At 70.4% G+C, this 24,725-nt stretch carries 31 protein-coding genes; 15 read left to right on the top strand and 16 right to left on the bottom strand.

Annotation, left to right across the window (positions count from 1 at the left end; genetic code table 11):
- The first annotated feature begins 80 nt into the window (after window positions 1-80).
- Genes DNK56_RS35340 through DNK56_RS36700 form a run of 5 tightly spaced genes read left to right on the top strand, consistent with a single transcriptional unit; the run spans window position 81 to window position 2,504 of the window.
- Window positions 81-317, top strand: coding sequence for a hypothetical protein (locus tag DNK56_RS35340; RefSeq protein ID WP_199563768.1), 237 nt, complete (start codon window positions 81-83; stop codon window positions 315-317).
- Window positions 314-1,492: a DnaB-like helicase N-terminal domain-containing protein gene (locus DNK56_RS13095; protein WP_199563769.1), complete on the top strand. Its 1,179-nt coding sequence runs from the start codon at window positions 314-316 to the stop codon at window positions 1,490-1,492. Before DNK56_RS35340 ends, DNK56_RS13095 begins: the two co-directional genes overlap by 4 nt.
- Window positions 1,489-2,091 carry a hypothetical protein gene (locus tag DNK56_RS13090; protein ID WP_241989860.1) on the top strand — a complete coding sequence of 201 codons (603 nt, stop codon included), beginning with the start codon at window positions 1,489-1,491 and terminating at the stop codon, window positions 2,089-2,091. The genes DNK56_RS13095 and DNK56_RS13090 overlap by 4 nt, the downstream gene beginning before the upstream one ends.
- Window positions 2,081-2,371, top strand: coding sequence for a DNA cytosine methyltransferase (locus DNK56_RS35915; RefSeq protein ID WP_241989859.1), 291 nt, complete (start codon window positions 2,081-2,083; stop codon window positions 2,369-2,371). Before DNK56_RS13090 ends, DNK56_RS35915 begins: the two co-directional genes overlap by 11 nt.
- Before the next feature lie 22 nt (window positions 2,372-2,393).
- The gene (locus tag DNK56_RS36700; RefSeq protein ID WP_446750460.1) at window positions 2,394-2,504 is read left to right on the top strand and encodes a hypothetical protein; all 111 of its coding nucleotides are present in this window, start codon (window positions 2,394-2,396) and stop codon (window positions 2,502-2,504) included.
- A 15-nt stretch (window positions 2,505-2,519) separates the two neighbouring features.
- Here DNK56_RS36700 and DNK56_RS13080 read toward each other — a convergent pair whose 3' ends face one another.
- The gene (locus DNK56_RS13080; protein ID WP_241989858.1) at window positions 2,520-3,734 is read right to left on the bottom strand and encodes an IS110 family transposase; all 1,215 of its coding nucleotides are present in this window, start codon (window positions 3,732-3,734) and stop codon (window positions 2,520-2,522) included.
- A 1,094-nt stretch (window positions 3,735-4,828) separates the two neighbouring features.
- Between DNK56_RS13080 and DNK56_RS13070 the strand changes: the two genes are divergently transcribed.
- From DNK56_RS13070 to DNK56_RS13050, 5 genes are read left to right on the top strand one after another with little or no spacing between them, the layout of a single operon-like run.
- Window positions 4,829-5,434, top strand: a complete 606-nt coding sequence (locus DNK56_RS13070) for a DUF4913 domain-containing protein (protein ID WP_111333765.1) — start codon at window positions 4,829-4,831, stop codon at window positions 5,432-5,434.
- A gap of 1 nt (window position 5,435) precedes the next feature.
- Complete coding sequence (locus DNK56_RS13065) at window positions 5,436-6,245, top strand: hypothetical protein (RefSeq protein WP_111333763.1); 810 nt, start codon at window positions 5,436-5,438, stop codon at window positions 6,243-6,245.
- Window positions 6,242-6,715 carry a type II toxin-antitoxin system RelE family toxin gene (locus DNK56_RS13060; protein ID WP_111333761.1) on the top strand — a complete coding sequence of 158 codons (474 nt, stop codon included), beginning with the start codon at window positions 6,242-6,244 and terminating at the stop codon, window positions 6,713-6,715. The genes DNK56_RS13065 and DNK56_RS13060 overlap by 4 nt, the downstream gene beginning before the upstream one ends.
- Before the next feature lie 41 nt (window positions 6,716-6,756).
- The gene (locus DNK56_RS13055; protein WP_158558526.1) at window positions 6,757-7,617 is read left to right on the top strand and encodes a DUF317 domain-containing protein; all 861 of its coding nucleotides are present in this window, start codon (window positions 6,757-6,759) and stop codon (window positions 7,615-7,617) included.
- Window positions 7,618-7,647: 30 nt separating this feature from the next.
- Window positions 7,648-8,604 (top strand): DUF317 domain-containing protein, encoded by a 957-nt coding sequence (locus DNK56_RS13050; protein ID WP_111333757.1) that lies wholly within the window; start codon window positions 7,648-7,650, stop codon window positions 8,602-8,604.
- A gap of 40 nt (window positions 8,605-8,644) precedes the next feature.
- Here DNK56_RS13050 and DNK56_RS13045 read toward each other — a convergent pair whose 3' ends face one another.
- Entirely contained in the window at window positions 8,645-8,827 is a 183-nt protein-coding gene (locus DNK56_RS13045) for a hypothetical protein (protein ID WP_111333755.1), read from the bottom strand.
- A 209-nt stretch (window positions 8,828-9,036) separates the two neighbouring features.
- On the opposite strand from DNK56_RS13045, the gene DNK56_RS13040 reads away from it, so the two are divergent.
- From DNK56_RS13040 to DNK56_RS13030, 3 genes are all read left to right on the top strand, one after another.
- Window positions 9,037-9,411 (top strand): DUF317 domain-containing protein, encoded by a 375-nt coding sequence (locus DNK56_RS13040; protein WP_241989857.1) that lies wholly within the window; start codon window positions 9,037-9,039, stop codon window positions 9,409-9,411.
- Window positions 9,412-9,452: 41 nt separating this feature from the next.
- Window positions 9,453-9,677, top strand: a complete 225-nt coding sequence (locus DNK56_RS13035) for a hypothetical protein (protein WP_111333751.1) — start codon at window positions 9,453-9,455, stop codon at window positions 9,675-9,677.
- Between the two features lie 161 nt (window positions 9,678-9,838).
- Window positions 9,839-10,096 (top strand): esterase, encoded by a 258-nt coding sequence (locus DNK56_RS13030; protein WP_241989856.1) that lies wholly within the window; start codon window positions 9,839-9,841, stop codon window positions 10,094-10,096.
- Between the two features lie 1,075 nt (window positions 10,097-11,171).
- Here the strand turns inward: DNK56_RS13030 and DNK56_RS13020 are convergent.
- The 10 genes from DNK56_RS13020 to DNK56_RS12980 form a co-directional block, all read right to left on the bottom strand.
- Window positions 11,172-11,570, bottom strand: coding sequence for a hypothetical protein (locus tag DNK56_RS13020; RefSeq protein WP_111335751.1), 399 nt, complete (start codon window positions 11,568-11,570; stop codon window positions 11,172-11,174).
- Between the two features lie 79 nt (window positions 11,571-11,649).
- Window positions 11,650-13,398, bottom strand: a complete 1,749-nt coding sequence (locus DNK56_RS13015) for a relaxase/mobilization nuclease domain-containing protein (protein ID WP_111333745.1) — start codon at window positions 13,396-13,398, stop codon at window positions 11,650-11,652.
- 4 nt (window positions 13,399-13,402) lie between these two features.
- Window positions 13,403-13,753: a plasmid mobilization protein gene (locus tag DNK56_RS35910; protein WP_241989855.1), complete on the bottom strand. Its 351-nt coding sequence runs from the start codon at window positions 13,751-13,753 to the stop codon at window positions 13,403-13,405.
- Between the two features lie 269 nt (window positions 13,754-14,022).
- On the bottom strand, window positions 14,023-14,247 hold the full coding sequence (locus tag DNK56_RS13005; protein ID WP_111333741.1) for a hypothetical protein: 225 nt from the start codon (window positions 14,245-14,247) through the stop codon (window positions 14,023-14,025).
- A gap of 103 nt (window positions 14,248-14,350) precedes the next feature.
- A complete protein-coding gene (locus DNK56_RS13000) occupies window positions 14,351-15,379 on the bottom strand; it encodes a DUF2637 domain-containing protein (RefSeq protein ID WP_111333739.1) in 1,029 nt (342 codons plus the stop codon).
- Window positions 15,376-15,969: a WhiB family transcriptional regulator gene (locus DNK56_RS12995; protein ID WP_111333737.1), complete on the bottom strand. Its 594-nt coding sequence runs from the start codon at window positions 15,967-15,969 to the stop codon at window positions 15,376-15,378. The genes DNK56_RS13000 and DNK56_RS12995 overlap by 4 nt, the downstream gene beginning before the upstream one ends.
- A 102-nt stretch (window positions 15,970-16,071) precedes the next feature.
- The gene (locus DNK56_RS12990) at window positions 16,072-16,785 is read right to left on the bottom strand and encodes an ATP-binding protein (RefSeq protein WP_111333735.1); all 714 of its coding nucleotides are present in this window, start codon (window positions 16,783-16,785) and stop codon (window positions 16,072-16,074) included.
- Entirely contained in the window at window positions 16,785-17,177 is a 393-nt protein-coding gene (locus DNK56_RS36695) for a hypothetical protein (protein WP_446750427.1), read from the bottom strand. Before DNK56_RS36695 ends, DNK56_RS12990 begins: the two co-directional genes overlap by 1 nt.
- Complete coding sequence (locus DNK56_RS36690) at window positions 17,161-17,733, bottom strand: hypothetical protein (protein WP_446750428.1); 573 nt, start codon at window positions 17,731-17,733, stop codon at window positions 17,161-17,163. The genes DNK56_RS36695 and DNK56_RS36690 overlap by 17 nt, the downstream gene beginning before the upstream one ends.
- A 2-nt stretch (window positions 17,734-17,735) precedes the next feature.
- Window positions 17,736-18,095 carry a hypothetical protein gene (locus DNK56_RS12980; RefSeq protein WP_241989854.1) on the bottom strand — a complete coding sequence of 120 codons (360 nt, stop codon included), beginning with the start codon at window positions 18,093-18,095 and terminating at the stop codon, window positions 17,736-17,738.
- Between the two features lie 663 nt (window positions 18,096-18,758).
- Here DNK56_RS12980 and DNK56_RS12975 point away from each other — a divergent pair.
- A complete protein-coding gene (locus DNK56_RS12975) occupies window positions 18,759-19,661 on the top strand; it encodes a helix-turn-helix transcriptional regulator (protein WP_111333731.1) in 903 nt (300 codons plus the stop codon).
- A gap of 40 nt (window positions 19,662-19,701) precedes the next feature.
- On the opposite strand, the gene DNK56_RS12970 is transcribed toward DNK56_RS12975, so the two are convergent.
- The 3 genes from DNK56_RS12970 to DNK56_RS12960 are packed head-to-tail and all read right to left on the bottom strand — an operon-like array spanning window position 19,702 to window position 22,575.
- Window positions 19,702-20,898 carry an amidohydrolase family protein gene (locus DNK56_RS12970; protein ID WP_111333729.1) on the bottom strand — a complete coding sequence of 399 codons (1,197 nt, stop codon included), beginning with the start codon at window positions 20,896-20,898 and terminating at the stop codon, window positions 19,702-19,704.
- 24 nt (window positions 20,899-20,922) lie between these two features.
- Window positions 20,923-22,038 (bottom strand): MAB_1171c family putative transporter, encoded by a 1,116-nt coding sequence (locus DNK56_RS12965; RefSeq protein WP_111333727.1) that lies wholly within the window; start codon window positions 22,036-22,038, stop codon window positions 20,923-20,925.
- 3 nt (window positions 22,039-22,041) lie between these two features.
- Window positions 22,042-22,575 (bottom strand): hypothetical protein, encoded by a 534-nt coding sequence (locus DNK56_RS12960; protein ID WP_111333725.1) that lies wholly within the window; start codon window positions 22,573-22,575, stop codon window positions 22,042-22,044.
- A 699-nt stretch (window positions 22,576-23,274) separates the two neighbouring features.
- Between DNK56_RS12960 and DNK56_RS12955 the strand changes: the two genes are divergently transcribed.
- The gene (locus DNK56_RS12955) at window positions 23,275-23,715 is read left to right on the top strand and encodes a pyridoxamine 5'-phosphate oxidase family protein (RefSeq protein ID WP_111333723.1); all 441 of its coding nucleotides are present in this window, start codon (window positions 23,275-23,277) and stop codon (window positions 23,713-23,715) included.
- 128 nt (window positions 23,716-23,843) lie between these two features.
- On the opposite strand, the gene DNK56_RS12950 is transcribed toward DNK56_RS12955, so the two are convergent.
- Window positions 23,844-24,722 carry a GNAT family N-acetyltransferase gene (locus tag DNK56_RS12950; protein WP_111333721.1) on the bottom strand — a complete coding sequence of 293 codons (879 nt, stop codon included), beginning with the start codon at window positions 24,720-24,722 and terminating at the stop codon, window positions 23,844-23,846.
- Window positions 24,723-24,725: the final 3 nt, after the last annotated feature.

The raw sequence follows: 24,725 nt of genomic DNA, 5'->3' as shown, positions 1-24,725 counted from the left end.
GCTGGCGAGACGCGACGGCGCACACCTCGGCCGCCCCTCGTCCCTCCGGACTCTCACCTTCGTCCTCTTGAGGTATCCCTATGTCCCACCCCGTCCCGTCCTGGGCCTTCGTCCGCCGGTCCGAACGCCTCGCCGGCACACCCGTCGTACGGCGCGGTGCCGACTGGTGGCTCGTGTCCCCCTCCGGCTCCCTGCTCGCCCAGGACCCCGTCTTCACCGGTGAACTGGACCGCTTCGCCGCCGATCTGGCCGCCGCCGACCGCGCGGTCGCCGAGATCCGGACCCAGGACACGGCCGCACGCGAGGCTCGGTCATGACGCCACTCGTCCACGCCGAGCAGGCCGTGCTCGGCGCGGTCCTCCTGGAGCCCGGCCAGCTCGACCGGCTCACGCCCTGGCTGCGGCCGGAACACTTCTCCCGTCCCGCGCACACGGCGATCTACGCCGCGATGCTCAAGCTCAAAGCCGACGATCACCCAGTGGCAGCCACGAAGGCCGGCGCTCCCGTCCCGCTGGCCTGGGTGACCGACACGCTACGAGAGGCGAGCACACGAACCCGCGGGCTCACCGCCTCGTACCTGCACTCCCTCGCGTCGGCATGCCCGCAGCCCGGTCACGCCCCGGTGTACGGGCGGATGGTGCTGGAGGGCGCGATCCACCGCAGCGTGGCCCAGCACGCCGCCCGTCTCCACCAGGCAGCGCTCGCCGACAGCCGAGCCGGCACCGTGGAGCAGACGCTGCACCACGCCCAGGTCCTGAACGACGTACTCGCTGACCTGGCTCGCGGCTGGGGCGCCGAGGCACGTCCCGTGCAACCCCCCGCCCCCTACGCGCCCCAGGGAGAACGCCCACAGCCCGTGGGCGAGCAGGTCCTGGCCGACGAGGAGTTCCTCCTCGGCTGCCTCACCTCCCACCCCGACCAGTTGCTCGGCCTGGTGCGCTGGCTCCGCCCCGGCGACTTCGCCGACCCGGGCCATCAGCAGATCTACCGCGCGTTGGGGGCCCTGCACCATCGCGGCGAACCCATCGACCAGCTGACCGTGCTGTGGGAGACCCAGCGTCGCGGCGCTCTCGCCGACGGGACGCTCAACACCGAGCGGGTGAGGCGGATCTGCGATCCGCTCGTAGGCGGAGCCGCCGAGCACTTCGGCGAGCAGGTCGCCCACGCCTCCCTCGTCCGCACGGCCGCCCTCGCGGCTCGGCAGGTCGGCGCCTTGGCCGACCGCGACGCGCTCGCGCCCGGGCAGCTCATCGGCTACGCCCTGCACGCACTCGGACCGCTGGACGACGTACGCCGCCGCCTGCGCCTCGCACACGAAGCCGAACCCGAGCCGAGGCGGCCGACCAGCCGGCCCGGTGCACCACCGCCTGCCGCCCGTATCGACGCCGCCCGAGCCCGCAGCCGCCTCGCGGACACCACAGCCCCGGCGGCACCGGCCGCGGCTTCCTGCACCGCGCTCCCCGACCGCCGCAACCATCGGAGTCCGTCGTGACCGACCGCACCGGCCGCGCGGGCCTGGAGAAGGACGAACTGTACGCAGTGGCCCGCGAGTTCGAGGAGACCCGTCACTCGATCGTCGGGTCGTACACGACGAACTCCCTGCCCGACCTCGTCACCGCGTCCCACCACCTCACCGCGCTGACAGGGCTGGTAAAGGACCTGTCGGACGAGGTCCTCTTCCGCGCCACCGACAACGACCCGGGGCTCGACTTCGGCCCTGTCATCGCCGCGTACACCAGCGCGTCCACCCCGGCAGGACGCGCGGTGAACAACTACACCGAAGCCTTCGAGCAGCTCGGATTCCTGCGCAGGTACGCGGAAGCCCCAGCCACGGCGGACCTTCGCGATGCCCGCCAGGCCGCGTTCGGTGTCGCGCAGGACCGGCTGGACCTCACCGTGGACGCCCTGCAGGAAACGGTCGTCGCCCTGCGGCACGCTGCCGACCGGATCGACGGCACCCCGCCTCGTGTCCTCGCCGCGCTCAGCCGCTCGGCCCGCCCTGCGAACTCGATCTACCGTGTCCCGGCCAAGGTCCCCGCGACCGAGCCGATCCGTCTCGCGTACATGCCGGTGTCGCGCCATGCGCGCTGACCTTCAGGCGGCGGTGCCGGGGCCGTCGATCGGGAGTCTGTGCTCCGGGTACGGCGGTCTGGATCTCGGCGTCCAGGCCGTCTTCGGTGGAACGATCGCCTGGCATGCCGAGGTCGATCCGGGCCCGGCCCGGATCCTGTCCCGCCACTGGCCCGGCGTGCCGAACCTCGGCGATATCACGGCTGTGAACTGGGCCGATGTCCCGGAGGTGTGCGTCCTGACGGCCGGGTTCCCCTGTCAAAGACGTCTCGGTCGCCGGCCGTCGCGCCGGGCTGGTTGATGGCACCCGGTCCGGCCTGTGGTTGCACATCGTCCGTGCCATTGAAGCCCTCAACCCGTGCCTGGTGGTCATCGAGAATGTCCGAGGACTCCTCACTTCCCCCGCCGGTTCCCCTGGCGACGTGGAACCCTGATGCTCCTATTGCTCGTCAAGCGGCTTGGAGCCAGTCGCGGTAGGCGTGGGCGAGGTCGTCGTCTCGGCGGATGCCGCGTTCGAGGGTGGAGATGGTGGCCGGCCAGACGCCGAAGTGCTGGGCCGCGGCGGTGAGGGTGATGTTCTTGGACTGCCGCAGGGGCCGCAGGTCGGCGATGCCGGGGACGGTGACCGCGGTGGTCAGGCAGCGGAACATCTCCCGGGCGATGGCCCGTTTCAGGAGCCGGATGATCTCCTTCTTCGTCCGGCCGGCGGCTGTCTGCCGTGCCACGTACTCGCGGGTGCGGGAGTCGCTGGACATGCGGACCAGGGCGACGCGGTAGAGAGCCGCGTTGGCCGCCCGGTCGCCTCCGCGGGACAGGCGGTGCCGGTTTGTCCGACCGCTGGAGGCGGGGACGGGTGCGACTCCGCAGAGGGCGGCGAAGGACGCCTCGGTCCGCATGCGTTCGCAATTGCCTCCCGCCGTGACCAGCAGCTGGGCCGCGGTGTCGGGGCCGACTCCGTGGGCGGCCCGCAGGCCGGGGTTGTGGGTGGTCACCTCGCCGTCCAGGGCCTTGGTCAGTGCATCGTGCTCGGCAGTCAGCTCCTTGACGCGTCGGGCGAGGCTCTTCAGCGCGGTGAGGACCGCGGCATGGACGGCGTCCCCGGCCGGCCGCAGCCGGGCCAGGGTGTCGGTGCGGTCCGTTCCTTTGAGCTGCCCGTACTTGGCGCGGATGGAGTCGGGGGCGCTTATGAGGATGTGGCCGATCTGGTTCAGGGCAGCGGTGCGTGCCTTCACGGCGGAGCGGGCGGCGTTGTGCAGGGCGCGTATGCCGGCGACGGTGTCGTCCTTGGGGGCGCCGCAGGCCCGTCCGGACAGGGCGGCGCGGGCGGCGGCGTAGGCGTCGATCGGGTCGGACTTGCCGACGCGGCGGCGTTCGGCCCGGTCGGGCCGGTTGACCTCGACGACCTGATGGCCGTGCGAGCGCGCGGCGCGGGTGAAGCCGGCGCCGTAGGAGGCGGTGCCCTCCACCCCGATCGCGATCACGTGGCCGTGGGCGTTCAGGAAGGCAAGGGCCGCGGCGTATCCGGCGGCGGTAGTGGTGAACTCGGCGTCGGCGAGGTGACCGCCGTTGTCGCCGATGACCGCGACATGGACGGTGTCGGCGTGGGAGTCGACCCCGCCGAACACATCCTGGTCCGCCATGTCGTCTACGACCGCTGATGTCATGCTGATGACGCCTTCCCAGCCGAAGGTAGGCGCCGGCCGGGTGGCGCAGACAGGACATCGAGGGGGCTTCTGACCAAGCTCCTATCAGGTCATGTTCCGCCCGGCCGGAGCCATGAGAACAGGTCCCGGCGGCCGGACAGAACAGTGGGAAGACAGCCCAGCAGGGCGTCAGTCAGTGGCAGAGCCACGACCACCGGAACCCGAGTATCAGCATCGATGTCCGTGGTGTCTGGGAGACACCACAGGGCAGCCTGCTGTGCGCGCACTCGGTGCCGTACTCGGTTCCTTGGCCGACCTCAGGTTCGATGCGCGCTGGTGCGTGCTTCGCGCCTCTGACGTCGGAGCTCCGCACCGTCGCGAGCGGATCTTCCTCGTCGCCTGGCCCTCCTGGCGGTCTCGCGCTGTTGAAGACGCCGACGAGCAACCTGGCGACGAACGGCGGCAGTCAGCACCCGGCCAAGAGGAAGCAGGGCGGGCACGGTCCGAATCTGGCGGACGAGGTGGAGTGGTTGTTGCCGACGCCGAAGGCGTCGTACGGCACCAAGGGGTCGCCCAACCAGCGTCACGGGAACGGGGACCTGACGCTGCCTTCGGCGGCGGCCCGATTGCTTCCGACCCCACGGGCGAGCGACACCGGCACTCGGGGACGCCGACCGGGCGCGGGCTTCCGGCCCCCGCTCTCGGCGGTGGTGCTTCCCTTGTTCGCCCCTCAGCCGTCGACGGACAGGGAACGTGGGGACCGTACGCCGCCGCCGTCGCCCGATGGGAGAGGTCCACGCGCCCGGCACCCCGGCCGACCGACGACGCGGGGCGCCTCAGCCCGCTGTTCGTGGAGTGGATGCAAGGGCTTGAACCGGGCTGGGTGACAGCCACTCCGGGACTGGGACGCCCAGCCCAACTATCCGCTCTGGGCAACGGCGTCGTGCCGCAGCAGGCCGCTCGCGCGCTGGAGATCCTCGCTCCTCCCGTCGCGGTCTGCGGCCATCACGGCTCGCGGTGAACGGCGCTCTCTACACCGGATTCCCGGCCTGGCCAAACCCGGTTTTCTTCGGATCCTCGCCACCCCAACCACCCGATCTTGCGGAGGGGTAGCGATGGTCGAACCCGCTCAGGAGAGCGAGCCGATTCGCGTGGCGGACCACGATCTGGACGACTTGGTCGCCACGGTCGCGAGGCTGGTCGCGGAGAGCCGTAAGCAGGGCGAGACACTCGCCCTGCTTACCGACGACGCCCCGCCCTCGGACGACGAGGGCGACGGAGCCGAGCGCGGTGATGGCGAGGGCTCGGTCGCCGCGACGTCGGCGGCCGAGCCGGGCGACTCGCAGGAGCGCCCGGCGTCCATCTTCATCCTGGCCCTCGACGGCAAGGCATACGTCGAGGAACTCGCGGCGCTGACGAGTTGGGTGCACGACCTGCTGCTGCCGGTCTACGGGCGGGAGATCACCACCGGCCGGCCGTGGTGCCGGCAGTGGCAGGAGCACCCCGAGGCCGTGGCCCGCCTCCATGCCCTGTGGCTGGCCTGGCAACAGCTCACCGACACCGAGGCCGGCCTCACCGGTCCCTCGACATGGCACCGCGACCACCTCGACCCGACTCTTCTCCAACTTCGCATTCCCGATGGTCCATTCGGAGCGTGCACAACCAGCCCTACCCGCCCCAACCACCGGCTCCTCGCCTCGCCCGAGCCTGCGGGAGCCTGACATGACCGACACACACGAGCCCCAGGCTCCGGACTACCGGATCGACGGCTTCGAAGCAGCCACCGAGCGGATCGAGGAGGACTTCTTCTCGGTCACGCTCGCGGACGACATGCTCGTGCCCCTCGCCGAGCACCACAGCGACGACGGACGCGACACCTACCTGCTGTTCTACGACCAGGCGGCCATCTGGGACGTGCCCGGCACAGCGGAGTACGTCGCGTTGCACCTCACCCGAGACGTGGAGCAGCGCACCTTCGACTTCGAGTACGAGCGGGCCGCCACCGTCCCGCTCGCCCAGAACTGGCTCATCCGCCGGGGCTGCCCGCCGGAGGCCACCGCTCTTAGCCGCAACCACGGGCCACGCCCTGCCGATGCGCTCACCTCGCGGCTGGAGGACCTGCTCCGGACCAATCCCGACGGCCGGTACGAGGTCATCGACCACCACACCGACAGCCCGGGCTCCTTCGACTTCGGCACCCAGGTGCGCACCCTCGTCCACGACAGCCACCCGGACTCGGCGCACGCCCCCTACCGTCTCTTCCTCGAAGAGACAGCCAGGGACTTCCGCTCCTACACGGTGCGCGAAGGGGCCTTCACCAGCGCCGAGGCGGCGGACGACTGGGCCATGGATCGCAGCACTCCTCTCCCACTGGCACCGGCCCCGGAGGCCACCGTCGTCCACAGGGCCCAGGCTGCCCGCACCCGCTCCCCACTCGCCGGAACCGCCGGCATCGCCGTCCCCCCGGTGCCCGTCGCGACTCCTCGCCCCGTGTCTCCTTCCGTACCGCGCTCTCACCGGGGTGCGCGGTGAGCCGAGCGCGGTACGCCTTCGCGGCGCACCCCGAAGCCCTGGCCGATCTGCGCTCCGTTCCTGAGAGCATCCGCGACCTGGCCCTGCTGGAGCTGCAGCACCTGGTCCACGGCAACGAACGCGGCGCGGCGCTGACCCGCGAGCTCGCGGGCTGCCACAAGATCTACGTCGATCCGGAGACCCGCTGGCGCATGGTCGTCCAGTACCGAGACGCCCCGGCGTCCTCGCAGCACCGCCGGGAGATCTATCTCCTGGCGGTCGGCGAGCGCCAGGACCAGGCCGCGTACCGCACCGCGGCTCACCGACTGGAGCGCGAACGCGAGGCATCCACCGGGACGTCGCCGATGCACGGTCGCCGCGCCCAGGCGGCCCGGTCCCGTTCCCCGCACGGGAGCGCAGGTCCAGCACACGCCGGTTCGCCGGCCCCCGCCCCTTCCGCGGCTCCGCCGCGAGCACGCCGCCGCTCATGACGCCCAGCCCCTCATTCGCCACCGCCCGGAGGCACTTCCCCATGCCGCCTCTCGACCTCGGCGATCTCGCCCCGGGTACCGAGGCCCTCGTCGCGCCAGTCCACCTCGCAGGTCCCGGGACGAGGGAGCCCGTCTTCAGCGTCCTCGACAACGCCGTCGGCTGGACGAAGACCGTAGCCTTCGGTACGGACGTGTACTACGCCAGCCCGTGTCAGCGAGTCCGTATCGCCAACCCCGTGGAGAGCGCCTATGGCGGTTGGACGATCACCTACTCCGAGGACCCGCTCGGCGTTCCGGACTGGATCACCACCTTCGACCGCAACACGCCCCGCGAGATCGTCGTCGCCTTCACCAAGACGCTCGTCGACAGCCTGCCCAATCACTTCCGGGACTACTTCAGCGATGGCAAGCACTACACCGGCCTCGGCCAGGAGGACGTGCTGCGCCAGAGCAACTGGGAGCCGGTTCATGGAAGTGGGCCGTATTGGATCGTCTCGCCCGACAGCCGCGCGGCCCTGCGCACGCGCAGCGGGTGGCTCGACGAGTACACCGAGCTGCTGACCCCAGAGAAGTCCATGTGGCGACTGTCCGGCGGCGTCGATCCCGTTCACGTGCCGACCTGGAGGGCCTTCTTCAGCAGTAGTACCCCACAGCACCTGCGCACCGCTGCCGCCGCCGCTCTCACCAGCCTGGACGCTGTGCCGCGTTTCGCCGGCGACATCCCCGAACGCCACCGCGACCTGGTGCACGTGCGTCTCGCCGAGCCGGTGGCCGCCGCGCCCCGGGCCCAGGCGGCCCTGGCCCGTCGGCCGTACGCCGTCCACACACCCGCGCCCGGGGTAGAGGCTGCAACCTCACCCGCATCAGCTGCCGCGCACGGTCGTTCACGCCGTCAGCGCTGACGGCTCGCCGCTCACACCCGGAGATCCCGCATGCCCTCCCAACCGCTCGACGGCGACGTCCACGTAACCCCGCTGTACCTCACCGGCTCCACCACCATCGGCGACCCGGCGATGCAACCACTCCTCGACCACGGCTTCATGGCGCAGAGCGACGAGCTGGCGAACGCCTACGTCTCCTCCCCCGACCAGCACGTCCGGCTCGGATTCCTGCCGGAGGGCACGGACAACACCTTGTGGAAGGTCGCCGCCCACAGCGACCCGTTCGGGCCGCCCGACTGGCTGGCCACCTTCGACTCCAACACGCCGACGGAGTTGGTGACCGTCTTCACCTCCTCCCTCGCCACCAGCTACGCCAAGGATCCGGACGCCGCCTTGACCGGTCCGCGGCGACCGGCCGAGGAAGGCTTTCGGCCCCTGGAAGAAGCCGGATGGAAGCGAGGGAGCTGGCAGCTCACCACCCTGTTCACCGCGCCTGACGAACTCGCCGGCCTCACCTACAGGGGCGGGGTCCTGGATCGACACGCCGAACTCCGCGGCGACCAGGACCGCTGGCTGCTCTGGGGTGGCCGGGACGGCTTCAGCTCGCGCTGGTACGCCACGTTCACGTCCGGCGTCCCCGTCGATCTGGTCGCGGCGACCACCGCCCGTTTTGGCCGACCCCGCCGTCGTGCTCCGCTACAAGACCGAGGTCCCCAAGCGAAACCGCGGCGCCGCCCGAATACGTCCGGTGCCACTTCCGGTCCCGACGCCACTGGACGTCCGGCGTGCCGCCGCCCCTCGCGCTCGCACTCACGGAGGTCGCCTCGTGGGCGGCGTGTCGGCGGCGTCCGCACTCACGGGACGCCCCAGTGCCGTCCTGCCAGCCCGCGCCACCCATCATCGGCGGGTCGCGGCAGCACGCTGATGAACGGTGAACCCTCAACCACCGCGGACACCGATGGCCAGGCAAGACCAAATGCCGCACCCAAGACGCCGGCCGATCAGTGACCCCCGGCCGCACGAACGCGGTCGATCGCGCGAACCGCTGTTAGCTCGGGCCAGCGCCACGGCGCTCCCGCAGGAACTCGTTGCCGGCGGCGCGCACCGCCTGCGCAAGCTCCTCGACGCTCAGCTCGACGCGTCTACCGTCCGCCATGCGAGATCGCCCGAGTGACGCCGCCACGACGTCGTCGACGGTCTCGCCGTACGTACGCAGTTCCCCGTCCAGCACACCGCTCTCCTCCTGTCATCGGTCGCCCCGGGGACAGCTCCCAGGGGTGACCGATTCATTCCCCCATGTGGACAGCAGCGGGCGCCCCAACTACCAGTTCGCCCACGGCAGACGCCCCACCCGGGCGAAGGAGTGGAGACCTGCGCTTCGACCATGTCAACGTACGAGCGCTTCGAAAAACCACAGGTCAACGAAAGGGTTTGTTGTTCGTGACGCTCACCGCGACCACCCCGTTCTATGCCCCCGCAGCCCTTCCTCACGCCGCGCCCGGCGACCGCGAGTGGCTGCTCGACTGCCACTGCGCAGGCCCGGTCGTCGAGCTCCTCAAAGCGCGGGGCTGGGAGGTCATCTCCGACCCCTACGCCAACGTCCACTCCACCAGCCCCGATCAGCGCGTGTACGCCGGCTTCCTCCCCGAGACCAGGGAGGCCGCGCACGGCGAGCTGTGGCACATCCAGGTCAAGGACACCGACGGCGAGGTGGCGTGGACCCAGACCTTTGGGTCGAACGTTCCGGCCCAGGCCGTGGCCGGATTCCTCGCTGCGCTCATGGCCTTCCCCAGCCGCCACTGCGCCTGCGTCTGACATACGCCGGCCCCTCGGCCTCACCAACTCAGGAGTCTCTCTTGTCTCACGAGATCACCGTTCGTCAGTTGATCCACCAGCTCCAGGCAGTCGACCCGGATCTCCCCGCGTACTTCGCCATCAACCCGGACTGGCCGCAGGCCCACCGTATCGGTCGCGTCGTTGAGATCAGCGGCTCGAACGGCGCCGCCTATCTCGCCGAGAACGGCCAGGAAGGCGTCCTGCCGCCTGAGGTCCGAGCTCAGCTCGACTGGGCCGACGTGTGAACCGCCGGTCACACCCGCAGCTCGCGGCGGTCACGAGAACCACTCCACGTCCTCCCTTGATCCTCGGTGATCTGGCTCGACGGCCTATGCCTCCAGGCGTACGCGGTGCTCTCGTCCGGTCCGTGCCCCGGCGCGCCACCCAGCCGATCCCCACGATCTGGGTGTCTGCCCAAGACCGCACCCTTCTCCACCCGGGCTCCGCTCTGTTGCACTGGACACCCACCCCTGCTGGCGGGGTGGACGTCACCGCGCGCCTCGGCTTGGCCTCGTCGGACGTCCTCCTCGCCACTTGGCCGAGCCTTCACGGGGACTGGGCCACCGTCGTCCACCCCACGCTGCGGGAGGCCATCGGTCTGCACTCCGCGCTGGCCGTGGCCATCGACGCGCTGAATCTCGCCAACCACCTGGCCGACGTCTGACGCCACGACGCGCCCCGAACACCGAGGGGGCTGTCCCCGCCGGGGCAGCCCCCTCGGTGCGCATACGGTTCCGCAAGCCCCGAGGTAACCAGCCGCATGTCAGAGCTGTTCTGTTCCGTACCGAGGGCTTCCCTGGTTGCCTTCTGGAAGGATCGGTCCAGCTCGCGTTTCGCCTCCGCTGCCCGCTTGAACCGGTCGTCGCAAGCTTCGCGGCGACCGAGTCCTTCGCGGAGCGCGGCGTCGAGCTACTCCATGCCTGCGACCTGAAGGTCGCACATGGCGCGGGGCAATTCGGCGACACCAACTGACACGTTTGCCGGACGTAAGACTGACCATCCGCTTCCCCGAACACCGAGTCGGCGCCGGGGTATGGTGGGCTACGTGAGCGACTACTGGGGCTGCCAGAGTGTGGGAACTTGACCCTCCGTCTTGAGGACAAGGACGGCCGCTGCGATGTGGCCACATGCGAGTACGACCAGTGCGACTACTTCGATGAAGGCGTCCCCGAGTAACTGTCAGGCCTCACAACCCTGAGCAGCCGCGCTGCTACGGGTCGATCGCCTCTTGGAAGGATGAGTTCGTGCCCTCGTACGTCTGCCCCAGCTGTGACGTCGACTTTGGCTACCCGCAGGGCCTGGCCGTCCATCAGGAGCTCGGTTGCGACTGGGGTGACGACGGGACGGACGGCGACGCCAAGTACTGCTGCGGCGTGATCTATGAGGATGGCGAGTCCACCTGTCGCAGCTGCGGGGAGCCGCTGTAGTTTCTGCCCCTTCTGGTCGGTCAGTCGGCGCACCCGCACAGGCTCGGCCACCACACCTCCCGTGTTCGGGTCGATTTGTCGCCCCATATCCAACCGGTCCAGGCACCACCCCGGCGACCACCGATCCGGCGACCGTTCCCAGTCAAAGGGCCAGCGCCCTTGCCCGAGCACCGTGGGCCATCCACCACCCAGCCCGCCCAGAGCACCGATCGCCGCGCCCATGACCGCGGCCACGCTTGCGTCCATGAGCGGGCATTAGACCGCAACGGTCCTCGTCCAGCCAGAGGGCGTCGATACCGTCGATACGGACTTCTACTCGGGCCTGGGCTCCGACAGATAGGCGCCGGCGAGCGTGCCGTCGTACCCCACGGCCTCGGCGGCGGCCTCCAGGCTCGGGTAGTCCTGGCCTCCGACGTCGATCATCGCCTCGTAGTCCGCGCGCGTCAGCTCGGGCTCGACCCACTGGTGCGCGCACCGGCAGCGGATGCTGATCTGGCTGCGGTCACAGATCACCATCCAGTCGCGCCGCGCTCCGCACGCCGGGCACATCACCAGGATGCCGCCGATGCGGATCTCCTCGGGGTGGGTGGTGGCTCGGAGACGGATGACGCCGTCGCCGAGCCGCGTCTCCTTCTGGAGCCTCAGCAAGGGGTCGTTGGCTGCCGTCTCCGGCAGCACGGCTCTATGGGTCTGGAGGTCTTCGCTGAGCATCTGCATCGTCTCCTCGTCCTGCTTCCTTACCAGCCCTAACAGCGGGGGACGCGGGTTGTCCAGCCGTTTGAAGCGCTGGTCAGCGCCGTGGGCCCGGCCTGCGGGGGCTGATCGTGTCGTGCCGAGCGGCCGTCTCGGCTGCCTGCGGCTTCGGTGCACGGGGCTGCAGCGGGGGCGTCCGTCGGGGCGCTCGGGTGCGGGGCACGTCGGCGGTGGCGGGCAGTTTCCCGATGCGGCGCAGGCGCCAGACGAGTACGTCGGTGACGTTGTCGGCGGTCTCCAGCTCGCGCCATTCGATCGCCTGCTGGAGCAGTGCGTCGGGGTTGTGTCCCGCTCGTTCGGCTTGATCGAGGGTGGCGGCGATCGCGTCCCAGCCGGGCTCACGCAGGACATGGTCGGCCTGTCCGGGCAGGGCGGCTTTCACGGTGTGGGCGTAGCGGTCGCGTACGGGGGCGGGGAGTCGGCGTCCCTGTTCGCGCATTGCCTTCATGGGCGTGGCGGACGAGGTCTGGTAGGCGGCGCGCAGGTGCTGCGCGGCTTGTCGGGCGGCGGCGGCCTGCTGGGCGTGGCCGCGGGCGGAGTGCCAGCGGATGGCGGCGATCGTAACGAGGACCATCGTGGACAGGAGCATCGCCGTGGTGCCGCCGTCCTCGCCTTTGCCGAGGGCGTTGCCGGCCCGGACGATGCCACGCGCGGCGGAGCGGAGGGCGCGGTGGTCGGCGTGCTCGGCGCGGGTGTGGGAGCGGGTGGCGCGTTCGAAGGCGCGGGCGGCCTCGGCGAGTTCCTTGCGGGTGGAGGCCGGGGAGGTCTGGGCGACGGCGTCGAGGAGTTCGCCGACGCCGATGAGCTGAGCGGCGCCTGCCGCGTCGTCGTCCCCGGCGAGGACGGTGACGGCCTGCTCGGCGACATGAGTGGCGTCTCGGCGAGCACCGGCTGGGCGAGCGGCCCGTGGGGCGGGGCCCATGACGATCGTCGGCTCGTCCTCGGGCGGTCCGTCCGCAAGGCGTTGGCGAATCCTGGGGAGGGAGAGGTCGGGGGCCAGCCGGGAGCCGGGGAACCAGATGGGCTCGCCGTCACGGTTGCGGTCGCCCGGCAGGGCGACCTTGTAGCCCAGGACGTCGCCGGAGGGGGCTACACGCTTTTCGAGGCGAAGGCCGGCTTCGGTGAGACGGCGGAAGAACTCGTCCTCGTCGGCGGCGCCTGCCAGCGCCTGGCGGACGTGCTCACGCAGCGTTTCACGGGGCGGTTCGGTGCGGCCGGTGCGCTCCGCCTTGGCGCGTTCGGCGCTGGTGGGGCGTTGGGCGGCGGTGCGGTCACCTTCGTTGAGGATCTGCAGGCCCCACTCCTTCTCGATCTTGCGGCATTCGGCCTGGGCGCGGATACCGTCCTGGTGCCGACGGGGGCTTCGTCCGTCTTCGCGTTTGAGCGTGGCGACGATGTGGATGTGGTCCTCGGCGTGGCGTACGGCGATCCAGCGGCACGCCTTGTCGTCGCCTTCCTCGGCGATGCCGGTGGCGTGGACGATGCGGCGGGCGACCTCGGCCCATTCGGCGTCGGTGAGGTGCCGGTCACCGGGGGCGGTGCGGACGGGGCAGTGCCATACGTGCTGGGCCGGGCGGCGGTTCTTCGGGAGGGCGAGGACGGGGAGGTCGAGCCGGTCGGTGAGCTGCTTGAGGGTGGCGTTCGGGTCCCGTCCGGGGTCGGGTGCCAGGTCCGGCATCCAGGCGGCGACGAGGTGCGGGTCGGTGTGTTCGTCGCGGCGGCCGGGCCCGTAGAGGTAGGCGAGGAGTCCGTAGGTGCGGCTGCCGGTGGAGATGTCCGGGACCACGGTGTCAGCGCCTCGCCATCTCGATGGCGGCGGCCTCGACCCGGCCGGCGGCGCGCAAGACGCGGGCGACGGCGTCGTCGGCGTACTCGGCCTGGCCGCCGGAGTTGAGGACGCGGGCGACCTGGTTGAGGTTGTTGCCGGCGCGGGCGAGCTGGGCGCTGGCGGCCATCAGCTCCTCGACCCGGCCGCGCTGGTCCATCAGCCATGCCTTGGGACCGCCCTGGGCATGCGCGACGGCGACCGCGGCGTCGGCGAGGAATCCGGCGGTCTTGAGGCCGACGGCTTCGGCGGCGCGCTTGACGACGTCGAGTTCGTCGCGGGTCAGGCGGACGCTGCGGACTTGGTCGCGGTGCACGCTCTGGCGCAGGCGGGGGCGCGTACGCGGCGCGGAACGCGCGGCTTCTTCTCCCTCCGGCTGCGATCCGCCCTCGGTCGCAGCCCCACGGCCTGGCTCCCCCTGGTGCCGGGCCTCCCCCGCCCCCTGGGGGGTGGGGGCAAGCCCTTCCGAAACTCCTCCGCAGCCACGGGCTGCGGAGGAGTTTCGGAAGGTACAGCTTGCTCGGCCTCGTGCCGGGCAGTGACCCTCCCCCAGGTCAGCGGGGGCGGAGGTCGGATCGGTGGGCGTCATCGGGGCAGTCCGGAGGGGTCGCGGCGTACGTCGCGCAGGACCTCGGCGACGAAGTCGAGCGCGAGGACGGGGTGGTGGAGGGTGCGGGGTGTGCTCGTGGGTGTGCGCTGGACAGTCCAGGCTCCGTCGGTGCCCGGTTCGGCGCGGTGGAGGTGTCCGTACCGGCTGAGCACGGTGATCCAGGCGTCGGCTTCGGCTCGGGTGGCCGAGGTGGTGCGCATGGTGGCGGCTCCAGTGCATGTGTGGGGCGGGAGGGAGTCGTGTGCTCGGCGGGTGCGCCGGTCCGGTGGACGGGCCGGCGCACCCGCCGAGCGGGCTGTCCGGTCAGGCGGTCCGGGTGTCCGCAGCCTGTTCCGCTTCCTTGCGGAGGTGCTGCATCAGGACGGTCAGCCGGTCGTTCCCGAGGCCGTGTCCGTGACCGCGGATGGCGTCCGCGACGACCTTCCGGGTCAGGTCGCCTGCCTCGGTGACCGCCTGGCGGGCGATCGCGAGAAGCTGCTCGTCGGTGACCGGGGCCGACTTGCGGTCACCGGTGTCCGAGCGGTTGGCAGGGCCGGTCTCCTGGGCGGCGTCTGGTGTAGTGACCGGAGGCTTGGCCAACTGCAGTCGGGGGACCTGGCGGGGTCTGGGGACGGGGTGTCCGCCCTGGTCAGCGTCGCGGCCGTCGTGCTCGGGCTCCGGCTCGACCGGCTTCCCCCGCTGTCCGGACAGGGTGTCCGGTGCATGGGCCTCCAGGGTGTCCGGCCCCGTGGTGACCGCCGCGCGGCCGGTGTCCGGGCCGGGCAACTCGGCGAGGTGTCCGGAGGCGACCGGGACTGGCTCTCGTCCGCGCCGGACCGGATAGGTGTCCGGGCGGTCATCGGTGACCCGATCCGTCCGGACACCGGGCGTCTTCGGGTGTCCGGACAGCTCGCCCTCAGCTGCCCGCCGGGCGATGAGGATGTACAGGTGGACGGCTCCGGCCAGGGCGAGTGGCGCCAGGGTGGACAGGACGCCGACGGTGACGTCGCCGAGCCGGAGCCCTGCGCTGCCGGGCCGCAGCTGGTTGAGACGTACGGCGTGCAGGGCGTTGGCCCAGATGCTGGCGGCGGTCGCGGTACCGAACAGCGTCCACACGTAGCAGCGGGCGGCGAGCGGGGCGGTACGCAGGACCAGGAGGGCTCGCACTCCGTAGGCGATGAATCCGTCGATGACCAGAGGGAAGACGAAGGTCAAGAATCCTCGGACATGGATCGCGGTGGCCATCTGCTGCAGCGCGTCGTACGAGAGTGCGCATCCCGCGCCGCCGAGGGCGACGACGGCGGCCCGGTCCCAGCCGTTGATCCGCGCCGGTACCGGCGCGATGTGGCTCACGCCGCCGTCCCGAGGTCGTCGCGGGCCGGGAGTTTGGCGGCGGGATTCTTCAGAATCTGGGGGGCGTTGTCGGGCGTCTTCGCTGCCTCGTTCGCCTTCTTCTGCTGGTCGACGGCGCGGTTGCGGATCTCGCGGCGGGCGCGGCGGTAGAGCTTCCCGGCGTGCGCCTCGGTGACCTTGAGCATCCGGGCGAGCTGCTCGGCAGGGATGTCGGCCTGGTAGGCGGCGCGGACGACTGCCTTGCGCTCGGCCTTGGTGAGGTGGATGTCGCGGCCGGCCAGGGCTTCGTTGACGCGGGAGTAGCTGAGGCGGCCCCCCAACTTGCTGTGCAGGGCCTCTCGCTCCTCTTCGGTCATGCCGCCCCGGATGCCGTCGCGGTCGCCGTTCTCGAGGGCGGCGTCGAGGCAGGTGCTGCGGACCGGGCACTGCGCACACAGGGCCTTGGCGGCGGCTATGCGGTCGACCTCGTCGGGCTCGGGGAAGAAGAGCTCGGGGTCGACCTGGTGGTGCGGGGTCGAGCGGCAGGCGGCCCGGTCGCGCCAGGTGTGGTCGCCGAGAGCTCGGGGCTGCGGGGTGTCGGTGCGGTGCATGGGGATGTCTCCGTATCCCCCCGGGTCGCGTTTGGGCAGGGGCGGCCTGGGGGTTGGTGCAGATGATGAAGGCGGGCCGGTGCCGGCCGTCGCGGGGAAGGGTCAGGCGCTGGCGGCGGCGATACGGCGTCGCTCGGCCGCGAGGGCTCGTCTGCGGTCGGGGCCGTCGAGGATGACCCGGTCGGTCATCTCGGTGAGACGGGAGGCGACGCGGTCGCCGATGTGGGCCCGCAGGTCGGCCATGCCGAGGTTGGTGGTGATCAGCGTCGGGAGCATCGCGTTGTAGCGGCGGTTGATGAGCCGCATTGTGATCTCCTCGGTCCACTCGCTGTTCTTCGCCGCCCCGAGGTCGTCGATGATCAGCAGCGGACAGCGGGCCAGGTCCATCAGCTCGCGCTCGCCGTCGTGTCCCGGGCGGGGCCGCAGCTCGGCGTACAGGTCGGCGGCCGTGATCGCCTTCCAGCGCAGCCGGACCCCGGCGATCAGGAGCGAGCGGACCGCTCCGTACGCCTGGTACGTCTTGCCGGTCCCCGTCGTGCCGACGATCAACAGCGAGCGGCCCTCAGCGAGTCCCGGGGCGCCTTCGGGCCCGGGGCGTCCCCGCTCGGCGACCTCGCGGACCCAGGCGGCGACGGCCGGGTGGTCGGCGACGGCGGCTCGGTAGCGGGCCGGGATACGGGCCTGGGCCGCCTGGAGCGCGGGGAGGGGTTCCGCCGGGTCGGTGAGCTTGGCGTTCGGGTCGAGGCCACGCGAGGTCAGGATGTGGGCCAGGCGGCGGGCGATGCCGCCGACGGGCTGGGCGTCGTAGTCACGCATCACAGCTCCTCGGCGTAGGCGGCGGCAGGGTCGGCGGGATTGGCCCAGGCCCGGTGACCCGGCACGCTAGGCCGGGATTCCGGCCGGACCAAACCGGCGCGGGTGGCGTTCATGGCCTCGTGGACCAGGCTCGGCAGGGTGCTGGGGTGCAGCCCCTTGGCGCGGTGGAGGGCCAGGCCAGCACGGATGTGGCCGGGGTCGATGCCCTCCGCGAGGAGCTTGGCCGTCTCGCGGCCGAGGTGGCCGAGGACGCCGTTGGGCGGGCGGTGTGCGCAGGCGGCGGCGTACTCGGCGATGAGCTGCTGAGCCGAGGTGGTCTCCGGTGCGTGGGCGCTCGCGCCCCCCGAAGGGGAAGAAGTTCCTAGATCCAGGTTCCTAGTTCCTAGGTCCAAGATCCAGGGGGTGAGGGCTCACTGCGGGTTCAGCGCTCCCTCCGTGAGTGTTCAGTGAGGACTCACTGAATGCCTCGCGACCTGCGGTTTCGTGCGCTCCGGAGAATTCGGCGGGGATTCGTGCGTCCTCAGTGAGTCCTCCGTGAGCCTTCACTGAGGACTCCGGGACGTCTCCGTGATCCTGCTGCGCATCCGGCTTCGGCTTCCCGGCGGCGTGCTTCGGGCACTCCGGGAGTCGGCTGCGGCTCGGGCGGTTGATCTTCTGGTGGCGGTGCCAGGTGACGATGTGCAGGTACCGCTTGCCTTCGTCGTCCTCGTAGCGGCAGATCAGGCTGGCGGCGGCGAGTTGGATCAGGTCGTCCTCGACGTCGACCGGCGTGCGACCGCCCCGGACGGCCCAGAGCTCTCCGCAGAGCGCGGCGGGCTGGTCACGGAGGCGTCCGTGGTCGTCGGCGCGGCTGATCAGGCCGAAGAAGGTGCGCTCGGCGTAGACGCTGACCTGCGCCAGGGACTCGGAGGTGAAGGTCTCGGGCTTGAAGGTTCGGATCCTCGCCACAGTCAGCTCCTCCCGGCTGCGACCGCGTACGCCTCGGCGGCGGGGCGCAGGACACCGGTGGTGAGATCGAGGTCGTATGCCTCGTTCCAGTTCACCTCGGGGTGGGTGCGCATCACCCAGCGTGCGGCCGTCAGGCCCTGGGCCCGGTTGAGGGCGACAGGGCTCCCCTGCTCGTCGTAGGCGCGGGCGTGGGGGCTGGGCCAGGTCCGCTCGGGCTCACGCTGCGAGACGCGGATGGTGCGAGCACCGGGCACCATGTCCGCGAGGAGGGTGGCCAGGCGAAGCCGGCGGGATCCGGTGGCTGGGTCGGTGACCTGGACGGGCTGGGCGGTGTGCGCCCTTCCGTTCCTGGACTCGGGCATGCGAGAATTCCTCACTCGTAGGTGGAGTGGGACGGCCGTTCTCGTCGAAAAGGTCAGCCGACCCGCTCCAGTTATGGATCCGCCCCCTTTGGGTGGCGGGCTCGGCGTCCGGAAGCGGCTAACTTCTGGGCGCCGGTTTCATTTCCCCTAGAGGAAGCGCGTCCGTGGCGCTTGGGGTGGTTCCTACTTCCCTCCCACGTGTTGACCTGACGTCGGCGTTTCCCGCCGAGGGACCAGCAACATATGCAGACGGCGGTCAACACTCCAGCTGGCAGCGGGTGCTGAGCCGATTCGACGCCAACTCGACATATGTCGCTGGGTCGGTGGGCGGTCGTGACACACGGCCCGCCCGGACACTGCACCCCCGCTCGGCGCCCAAGCTGTGGAAGAGGGCTCCGTGCCCCTCCGGGCCAAAGCCGAGCACCTCCCACAGCCCGAAAGGCGAGCCCCGGCACCGATCCGTTCTGAGAGTTCTCCGCGCACTGGATGTCGCAGGGGACTCCGATCCCCCCTCCCGCGACCCAGAGTCTTGGAAGGGTTCGAAGACGAAGATCGAGCAAGCGTGCAACGCCGCCCGCTCTTCGCTAAGCTGAAACTATTCCCGACCGAAGAAAAAGTCAACGCACTGGATCGACTCCAGTTTGCACAAAAAATCGAGGTTCGATGCCTGCTCGTCACTTCGACCGAGGTCGACTGCGCGCGGTACGGCGAGCCGCCGAGATCTACCAGGTTGCCGTTGGCGAGGCGCTGGGAGTGTCCGACTCGGCGGTCGCCGGCTGGGAGACCGGCGCGCAGACTCCCGATCCGGAGAAACTGCCCGCGCTGGCGCGCGCGCTCGGACAGGACGTAGACGACCTCTTCCCACGGTCTGGGCCGCCCGATCTGACTGACCTGCGCTGCGATGCCGGCTACTACCAGTACGAGACGGCTGAGCTGATCGGAACCAAGAGCGCCGGACCAGTAGCGGCGGCCGAACGCGGAGAGCGACGCCTCAAGGACAAGTACGTCCCGGCCTTGGCTGCGGCGTACGGGGTCAGCCCGGAGGAGCTGCGGCGAGCGGAGGCCCGGTCGATAGCCAAGGCGCAGGGTGTGCAGGTTGACGAACCCGCACCGTCGGGAACCGGGAGCGCCTCGGCCCTCGGCACCCCTCCCGAATCACTGGCCGAGAAGATCACCCTGCTCCTGAACAGCTCGTATCCCGGCCCCCAGGGGCCCCCCTCGGATGCGGAGATGGCGAACGCGGTAAACGCTCACGCCGGAGCGCAGATCATCACCGAGGAGGGCTTCCGGGATCTCCGTACAGGCATCACCGGGACGGCGTCGCCGGCAGTTCTGGACGCGCTCTCAGCCGTCGTCGGCGTCTCGCGGATGTACTTCGAGCCAGACGCCGCCGTGGCTGCTCAGGTCTATGAGGGTCTTCAACTCCTCGCAGCCGCGAAGAAGGGGGCCGTGGGCCGGGTGAGGGCTCGTGGGCTGGGCTCGCAGGGGCTGTCACCGAAGGCGATGGCGCTCGTAAACGAGTTGGTGGCGGAGCTGGAGGAGAAGGAAGCGGACGCTGGCGAGTAGCGCCCGTCCGCAGCTCCTGGGCCGCGGACGGGCGGCGCGGCTACTGAGGCCCTGACGTCTTGCCCGGCTCGTGCAGGCGGCCCTCGGCGACCACGGCCCGGATCGCCTTCAGGGCGCCGAGGTCTTCGAGGGGGTCTCCGTCGACCACCAGCAGGTCCGCGCGGAACCCCGGAGCGATCCGGCCTGTCGTCCCGCCCAGTCCGAGCGCGTCGGCCGCGTCGCCAGTCGCCATGTCGAGGATCCTGCCGTTCGGCAGGCCCAGGTGCGCGTAGAACGACAAGGCCGGCACCAGTCCGTCGAACCCTGCGCGCTGGACTCCAGCGTCGGTTCCAGCGATGAGTTTGGCTCCGGCCTCCGCCATCTGCCGTACAAGGTCGAACATGGCCGCCGCCCGCTCCTCGCCGAAGAAGCGGGGGAGCATCTGCCAGTGGGGGCTCACGGCCGGACAGATCACGATGCCCCGGTCGATGATCTGCTTCAGGACGTCCTGCCGCAGGTCGAAGCCATCGCTCGTCATCCACGTGCAGTGCTCGATCGTGTCCACCCCGGCCTCGACGGCCGCGGTGATGCCATCCGTACCGTGCGCGTGGGCGGCCACCGGCAGGCCGGCCCGGTGGGCCTCGTCCACCAGGGCCTGGAGTTCTTCCGGGGAGAACTGGCTCTGCCAGCTCTGCGGCCCACCCTTGGTCAGACCGCCCCCGGTCACCATCGCCTTGATCACGGTGGCGCCCGCCTCGATATTGCGCCGCACGAGAGCGCGGGCCTCGGCTTCCCCGGAAACCTCACCGCCGAAGAAGTGGCAGTGGCCTCCAGGTGGGGTCGCGGGTGTGCCCGCGGAGACGATCCGGGGACCGGGAGTGCTGCCGCTGGCGACCTCCGCGTCCAGCTGGAGGGCGAGGCCGTTGCAGTCTCCCAGGTCACGCGCCGTCGTCACGCCGCTGGAGAGGAGCTGTTCCGCGCGGCGGCGCATGTCCTTCAGGAGGGTCTCGTCGCTCGACTCCTGGAGCGTGGCCACCGGGTCCGCGCCGCCGTCGAACACCAGGTGCACGTGGGCGTCGATGAGACCGGGCACCACCGTGCCCTCAGGGAACGCGAGGTGTGTGTCGTCCGCGCCGGCCCGCGCCACGATCTGCGCGCGCGGCCCCACCGCCGTGATCGAGTCGCCTTCGACGACGACTGCGGCATCGTCCAGATACGTTCCGGGGCCCACGAGGACTCGGCGGGCGGTGATCAGCATCTCGGCCTCCTTGATCGTCGATGGTCAGGCGGACAGACGCAGCGCGTCCGATACCGCGATCAGCTGACGTACGTCCGCGTCCCGGTCATCGGCCTGGGGCACGGCCAGGGGTACGGCCTGACGTGCTGGAAGTGCGTCCTTTCCGATCGCGACCACGGCCTGGCGAAGGCGGTCCGCCAGCACGGCGGGCGGGAGGGCGAGGACTTCGGTGCCCTCACCCTCGCGAGCCAGATACGGGCTGATATCAATCAATCCGTCCAGGCACTCCACTATCCGCCGGTGGTAGCGCCGGTGCACGCCACGCGCCTTCCAACGATCCCAGAGCGCCGCGGAAGCCGGCCGCAGCACGTTCTCGGGGTACGCCTCGGTGAGCAGCTGCCACAGCGGGGCCAGGCGTCGGTGATCACGGCGTCGCCACAGCCAGAGCCGCGCCGAGGTGACCCTCGCGCGGGCTCCCGCGTAGGTGACACCGGCGACGAAGAGCAGGATGGACACGACGAGGAACACCGCGACGCCGGCCATGAGCGGATGCGGTACGGTCCCGCCGCTCCAACGGACGGCCACGAAGACCGCGCGGACCGCGCAGGCCACCGCCATCGCGCTCAGGCCCACAGCGGCCATCCACAATCCCGTCGCGTGCGGGCGCCGCGACATGCGGGCGTACTGGCGGGTCCACCGACCGGTGACGCCGAGGGCGTACATGAGGTACAGGCCGGTGACGCCGTAGAAGAAGGCGATCTGCGGGATCGTCATGTCCGCGGTGCTGAAGGAGCCGGCGAAGACGTCATGGGGAACCGTCTCCGCGGCCGCGACGATGGCCACGGCCACCAGCGCGACGATGACGGCCTCTCGTCGGGCCCGTCGACGGGCGGTCGGCCCGTCGGCGGAGTACAGGTAAAAGCACATCAGGAAGTAGACCGTCAGCAGGAGCAGCACGTTCTGCATGAGCTTCGCCGTGCCATGCCCGGCCACGGTGTCGACGCCCGAAGCACCGCCCGGCATGGCCAGGGGGTAGGACAGCAAGGCGGTGAGCAGGCAAAGGGTGACGGAACGCAGCGGCGCGTCCTGCGGGGCGCGTGACCACTGGTAGAGCTTCCACGCCACGGCAGCGGCGAGGCCCAGGAGGATCAGTTCGGTCACGGGTTACAGCCATCCTCGTCGGTCGCCGAGGGCCGCCTGTACTCGCTGCACCGTGGGGTCCTCCGTCATCGGGGCGACATGGTCAAGCACCGACGACCACTCCAGGATGATCGTGGCCGCCAGCTCGACGGCGCACTCCTCCCCGTCGTCGTACGAGCATCGGCGGGCCACACGCCGGATCAGCGCGGGATCGAGCACCGGGATCATCGTGGCCCAGCCCTCGACGAAGTCGTCCGGAGCTTCCTGCTCCTCCTCGGCCCGCTCGTCCTCCGCCACGATGATGTGGAACACCTCGTGCAGGATGATGTGATCCTGATGCAGAGGGGTCGTTTCCTGCTGGTAGAGCACCACGTCCATCTGGGGCGTGTCGACCCACAGACCCGACGGTCCGGGCCTCTCCAGGGGGAAGGGCCGCAGGACAATCGGCCGCCCTCGCCTCTCGCCGAGTGCCCGGCACAGCTCCTTCACGTCCAGCGGCGGCTGGACACCGAGGTCCCGAAGCTCGCGACGCAGCCGACGGTGCAGGTCTCGTTCCACCGTCCGCTTCTGCGCGGTACGCCACCGCCCCAAGCGCCGACGGCTCAGTCCGCCCTGCGCTGGCACCTTGTGTTCAGTCGTGTCGCGGTCAGTTCTTCCCGGCCACATCAGTAATCCCCTTCGCACCAGCCGTGGATTGCTCCGACACGAAGCCGGGCGACGGCCGCGCCCATTTCGACCATGTCCAGTCCCGCCGCACAGCGCAGCCGACAGTGATCACGGGCATCGAGGGCAGTAGTCGATCCAGGCCGCGAAGGACCTGATCCGTGAACCACAACGGGCGCGCACCCAAAACTCCTCAGACACCGAAGTCACCGACGCGAACGAGCAATGACACGACGCAAAGCATCCCGGGCAGGCTGTGGGGACTTCATCGGACACTACGCGAAGCCGCACCAAGATCCGGCTGGAAAGCGCCTACCGGGTCGCAGCAGCATCGACGCACAAAATCGCACTAAATCAGCACACCTACTTGTAGATCATGCTTTTGAGCTGGCAGTTCTCACGAACGATGTGGCCATGCCAAGCACCTCAAGAGGGGTTGCCTTCGTTACCGATCCGAGACGCTTTCATTGCGAGCAAATGCACCGAATAGACACATCCAGCACCGAAAAGCCCTGCCTCTCGTGACGGGAGGAGGGGTGTGGCCAGGGCCACTTTCGGACAGTCGGGACATCACTCGCGATTAGGCTTCCAGGCGTGCATGCCGAAATACACCGCAGAGGAACTGACTACCTGGAGTTCTGGAATGAGTACCACCTGTGCACTCTGACCACACTCCGCCCAGATGGCCGTCCACATGTCGTGCCTGTTGGGGTCACCGTGGACGCCGCCGCCGGCATCGCGCGGGTTATCACCCGCAAATCGAGTAGGAAAGTCGCCAACGTACAGGCGGCGCTTCCCGGCCAAGCGCGCGTCGCCGTCTGCCAGGTGGACGGAGGTCGCTGGGCGACGCTGGAAGGCACGGCTGAAGTGCGCACGGACGCAGCCGCAGTGGACGACGCTGTGACGCGCTACGGAAAGCGGTACCGGCGCACGCCGGCTCCGGACCCGGAGCGCGTGGTCATCGAGATCACGATCGACCGAGCCATGGGGCATGTCGATGCGCCCAAGTCCAAGGTCTCGAACGCCGCAGCCTAGGGATCAAGCAGCTGATCGAGTCGTTGTAGCTGCGGGCGGCACGAGAGCCAGGTCATACCGAGAAGAGGTGCTGGCGGCGAAGTCCCCTGATGGCAGAGGTGTTCGCCGTGCTGCCGCTGCGGGATTGCTCAATGGATCTCCGGCGCGGCAGACGAAAAGTCGTACACCGCGAAGTCGGCGACCGGGCGGTATCCGATCCGCTGATAGAGGCCGTTGCTGGTGGGGTTGGCCAGGTCCGCGAACAGGAGTACCTCCGCCGCGCCTGCGGCCAGCGCGGCCTGGCTCACCTCGACCGTCGCGGCGCCCGCGTAACCACGGCCGCGCAGGTGGGCCGGGGTGTAGACGGGGGCCACCCGGATCTGGCCGGCGACCATCGGGGTCATGCCGGCCATGGAGACGGGGGTGCCGTCCGGGGTCTCCCAGAACCTGACGCGTCCGTGGGCGATGCGCGTGTCCGCCCATGAGCTGTTGTCCGCAGCGGGGATTCCTCCGATGTCGGCGACGAACTCGCGGTGCCAGAGCATGAGTTGCTCGCGGTCCTGCTCGCGCGCGGTTCGGCCTCGGCCCTCCGGGAGCGACTCCGGTGGTGTGAGCGCGCTGAGGCGGTACAGGCGCTCCCGCTCGTGGAGCGTCGGCGTCGCGCCCGTGTGCCGCTGCCAAGCCTCGGCGAAGGCGGTGGCGGTGTCGTGGTCCGCACTGACGCCGGGGAGGGGACGGCCGATGCCGGCCAGATGGGCGGCGAGGGTGTCCGCCTCCTCGGGGATAAGGGGGGTGAGGTACGGGCGGCGGGGCGGGGTGCGGAAGAAGGCCGCGCGGACCTCGCCCGCCCGCTCCAGCCAGCCGAAGACGGGGGCTTCGGCGCCGTACGCGTTCGCCCCGCGCGTACGCAGCGCCTCGGTGACCGTCAGCGGGACGGTGTGCAGGGCAGGGCGCGAGTGCAGGAAGTCCCCGGCTTGAGCGAGAAAGCCGTCGAGGTCTTCGGTGACGTGCCATTCATCCGGGCGCATGCC

This window comes from Streptomyces sp. AC1-42W (genome assembly GCF_003248355.1).
GTDB lineage: Bacteria > Actinomycetota > Actinomycetes > Streptomycetales > Streptomycetaceae > Streptomyces.
This window is presented reverse-complemented; position numbering and strand designations above follow the sequence as displayed.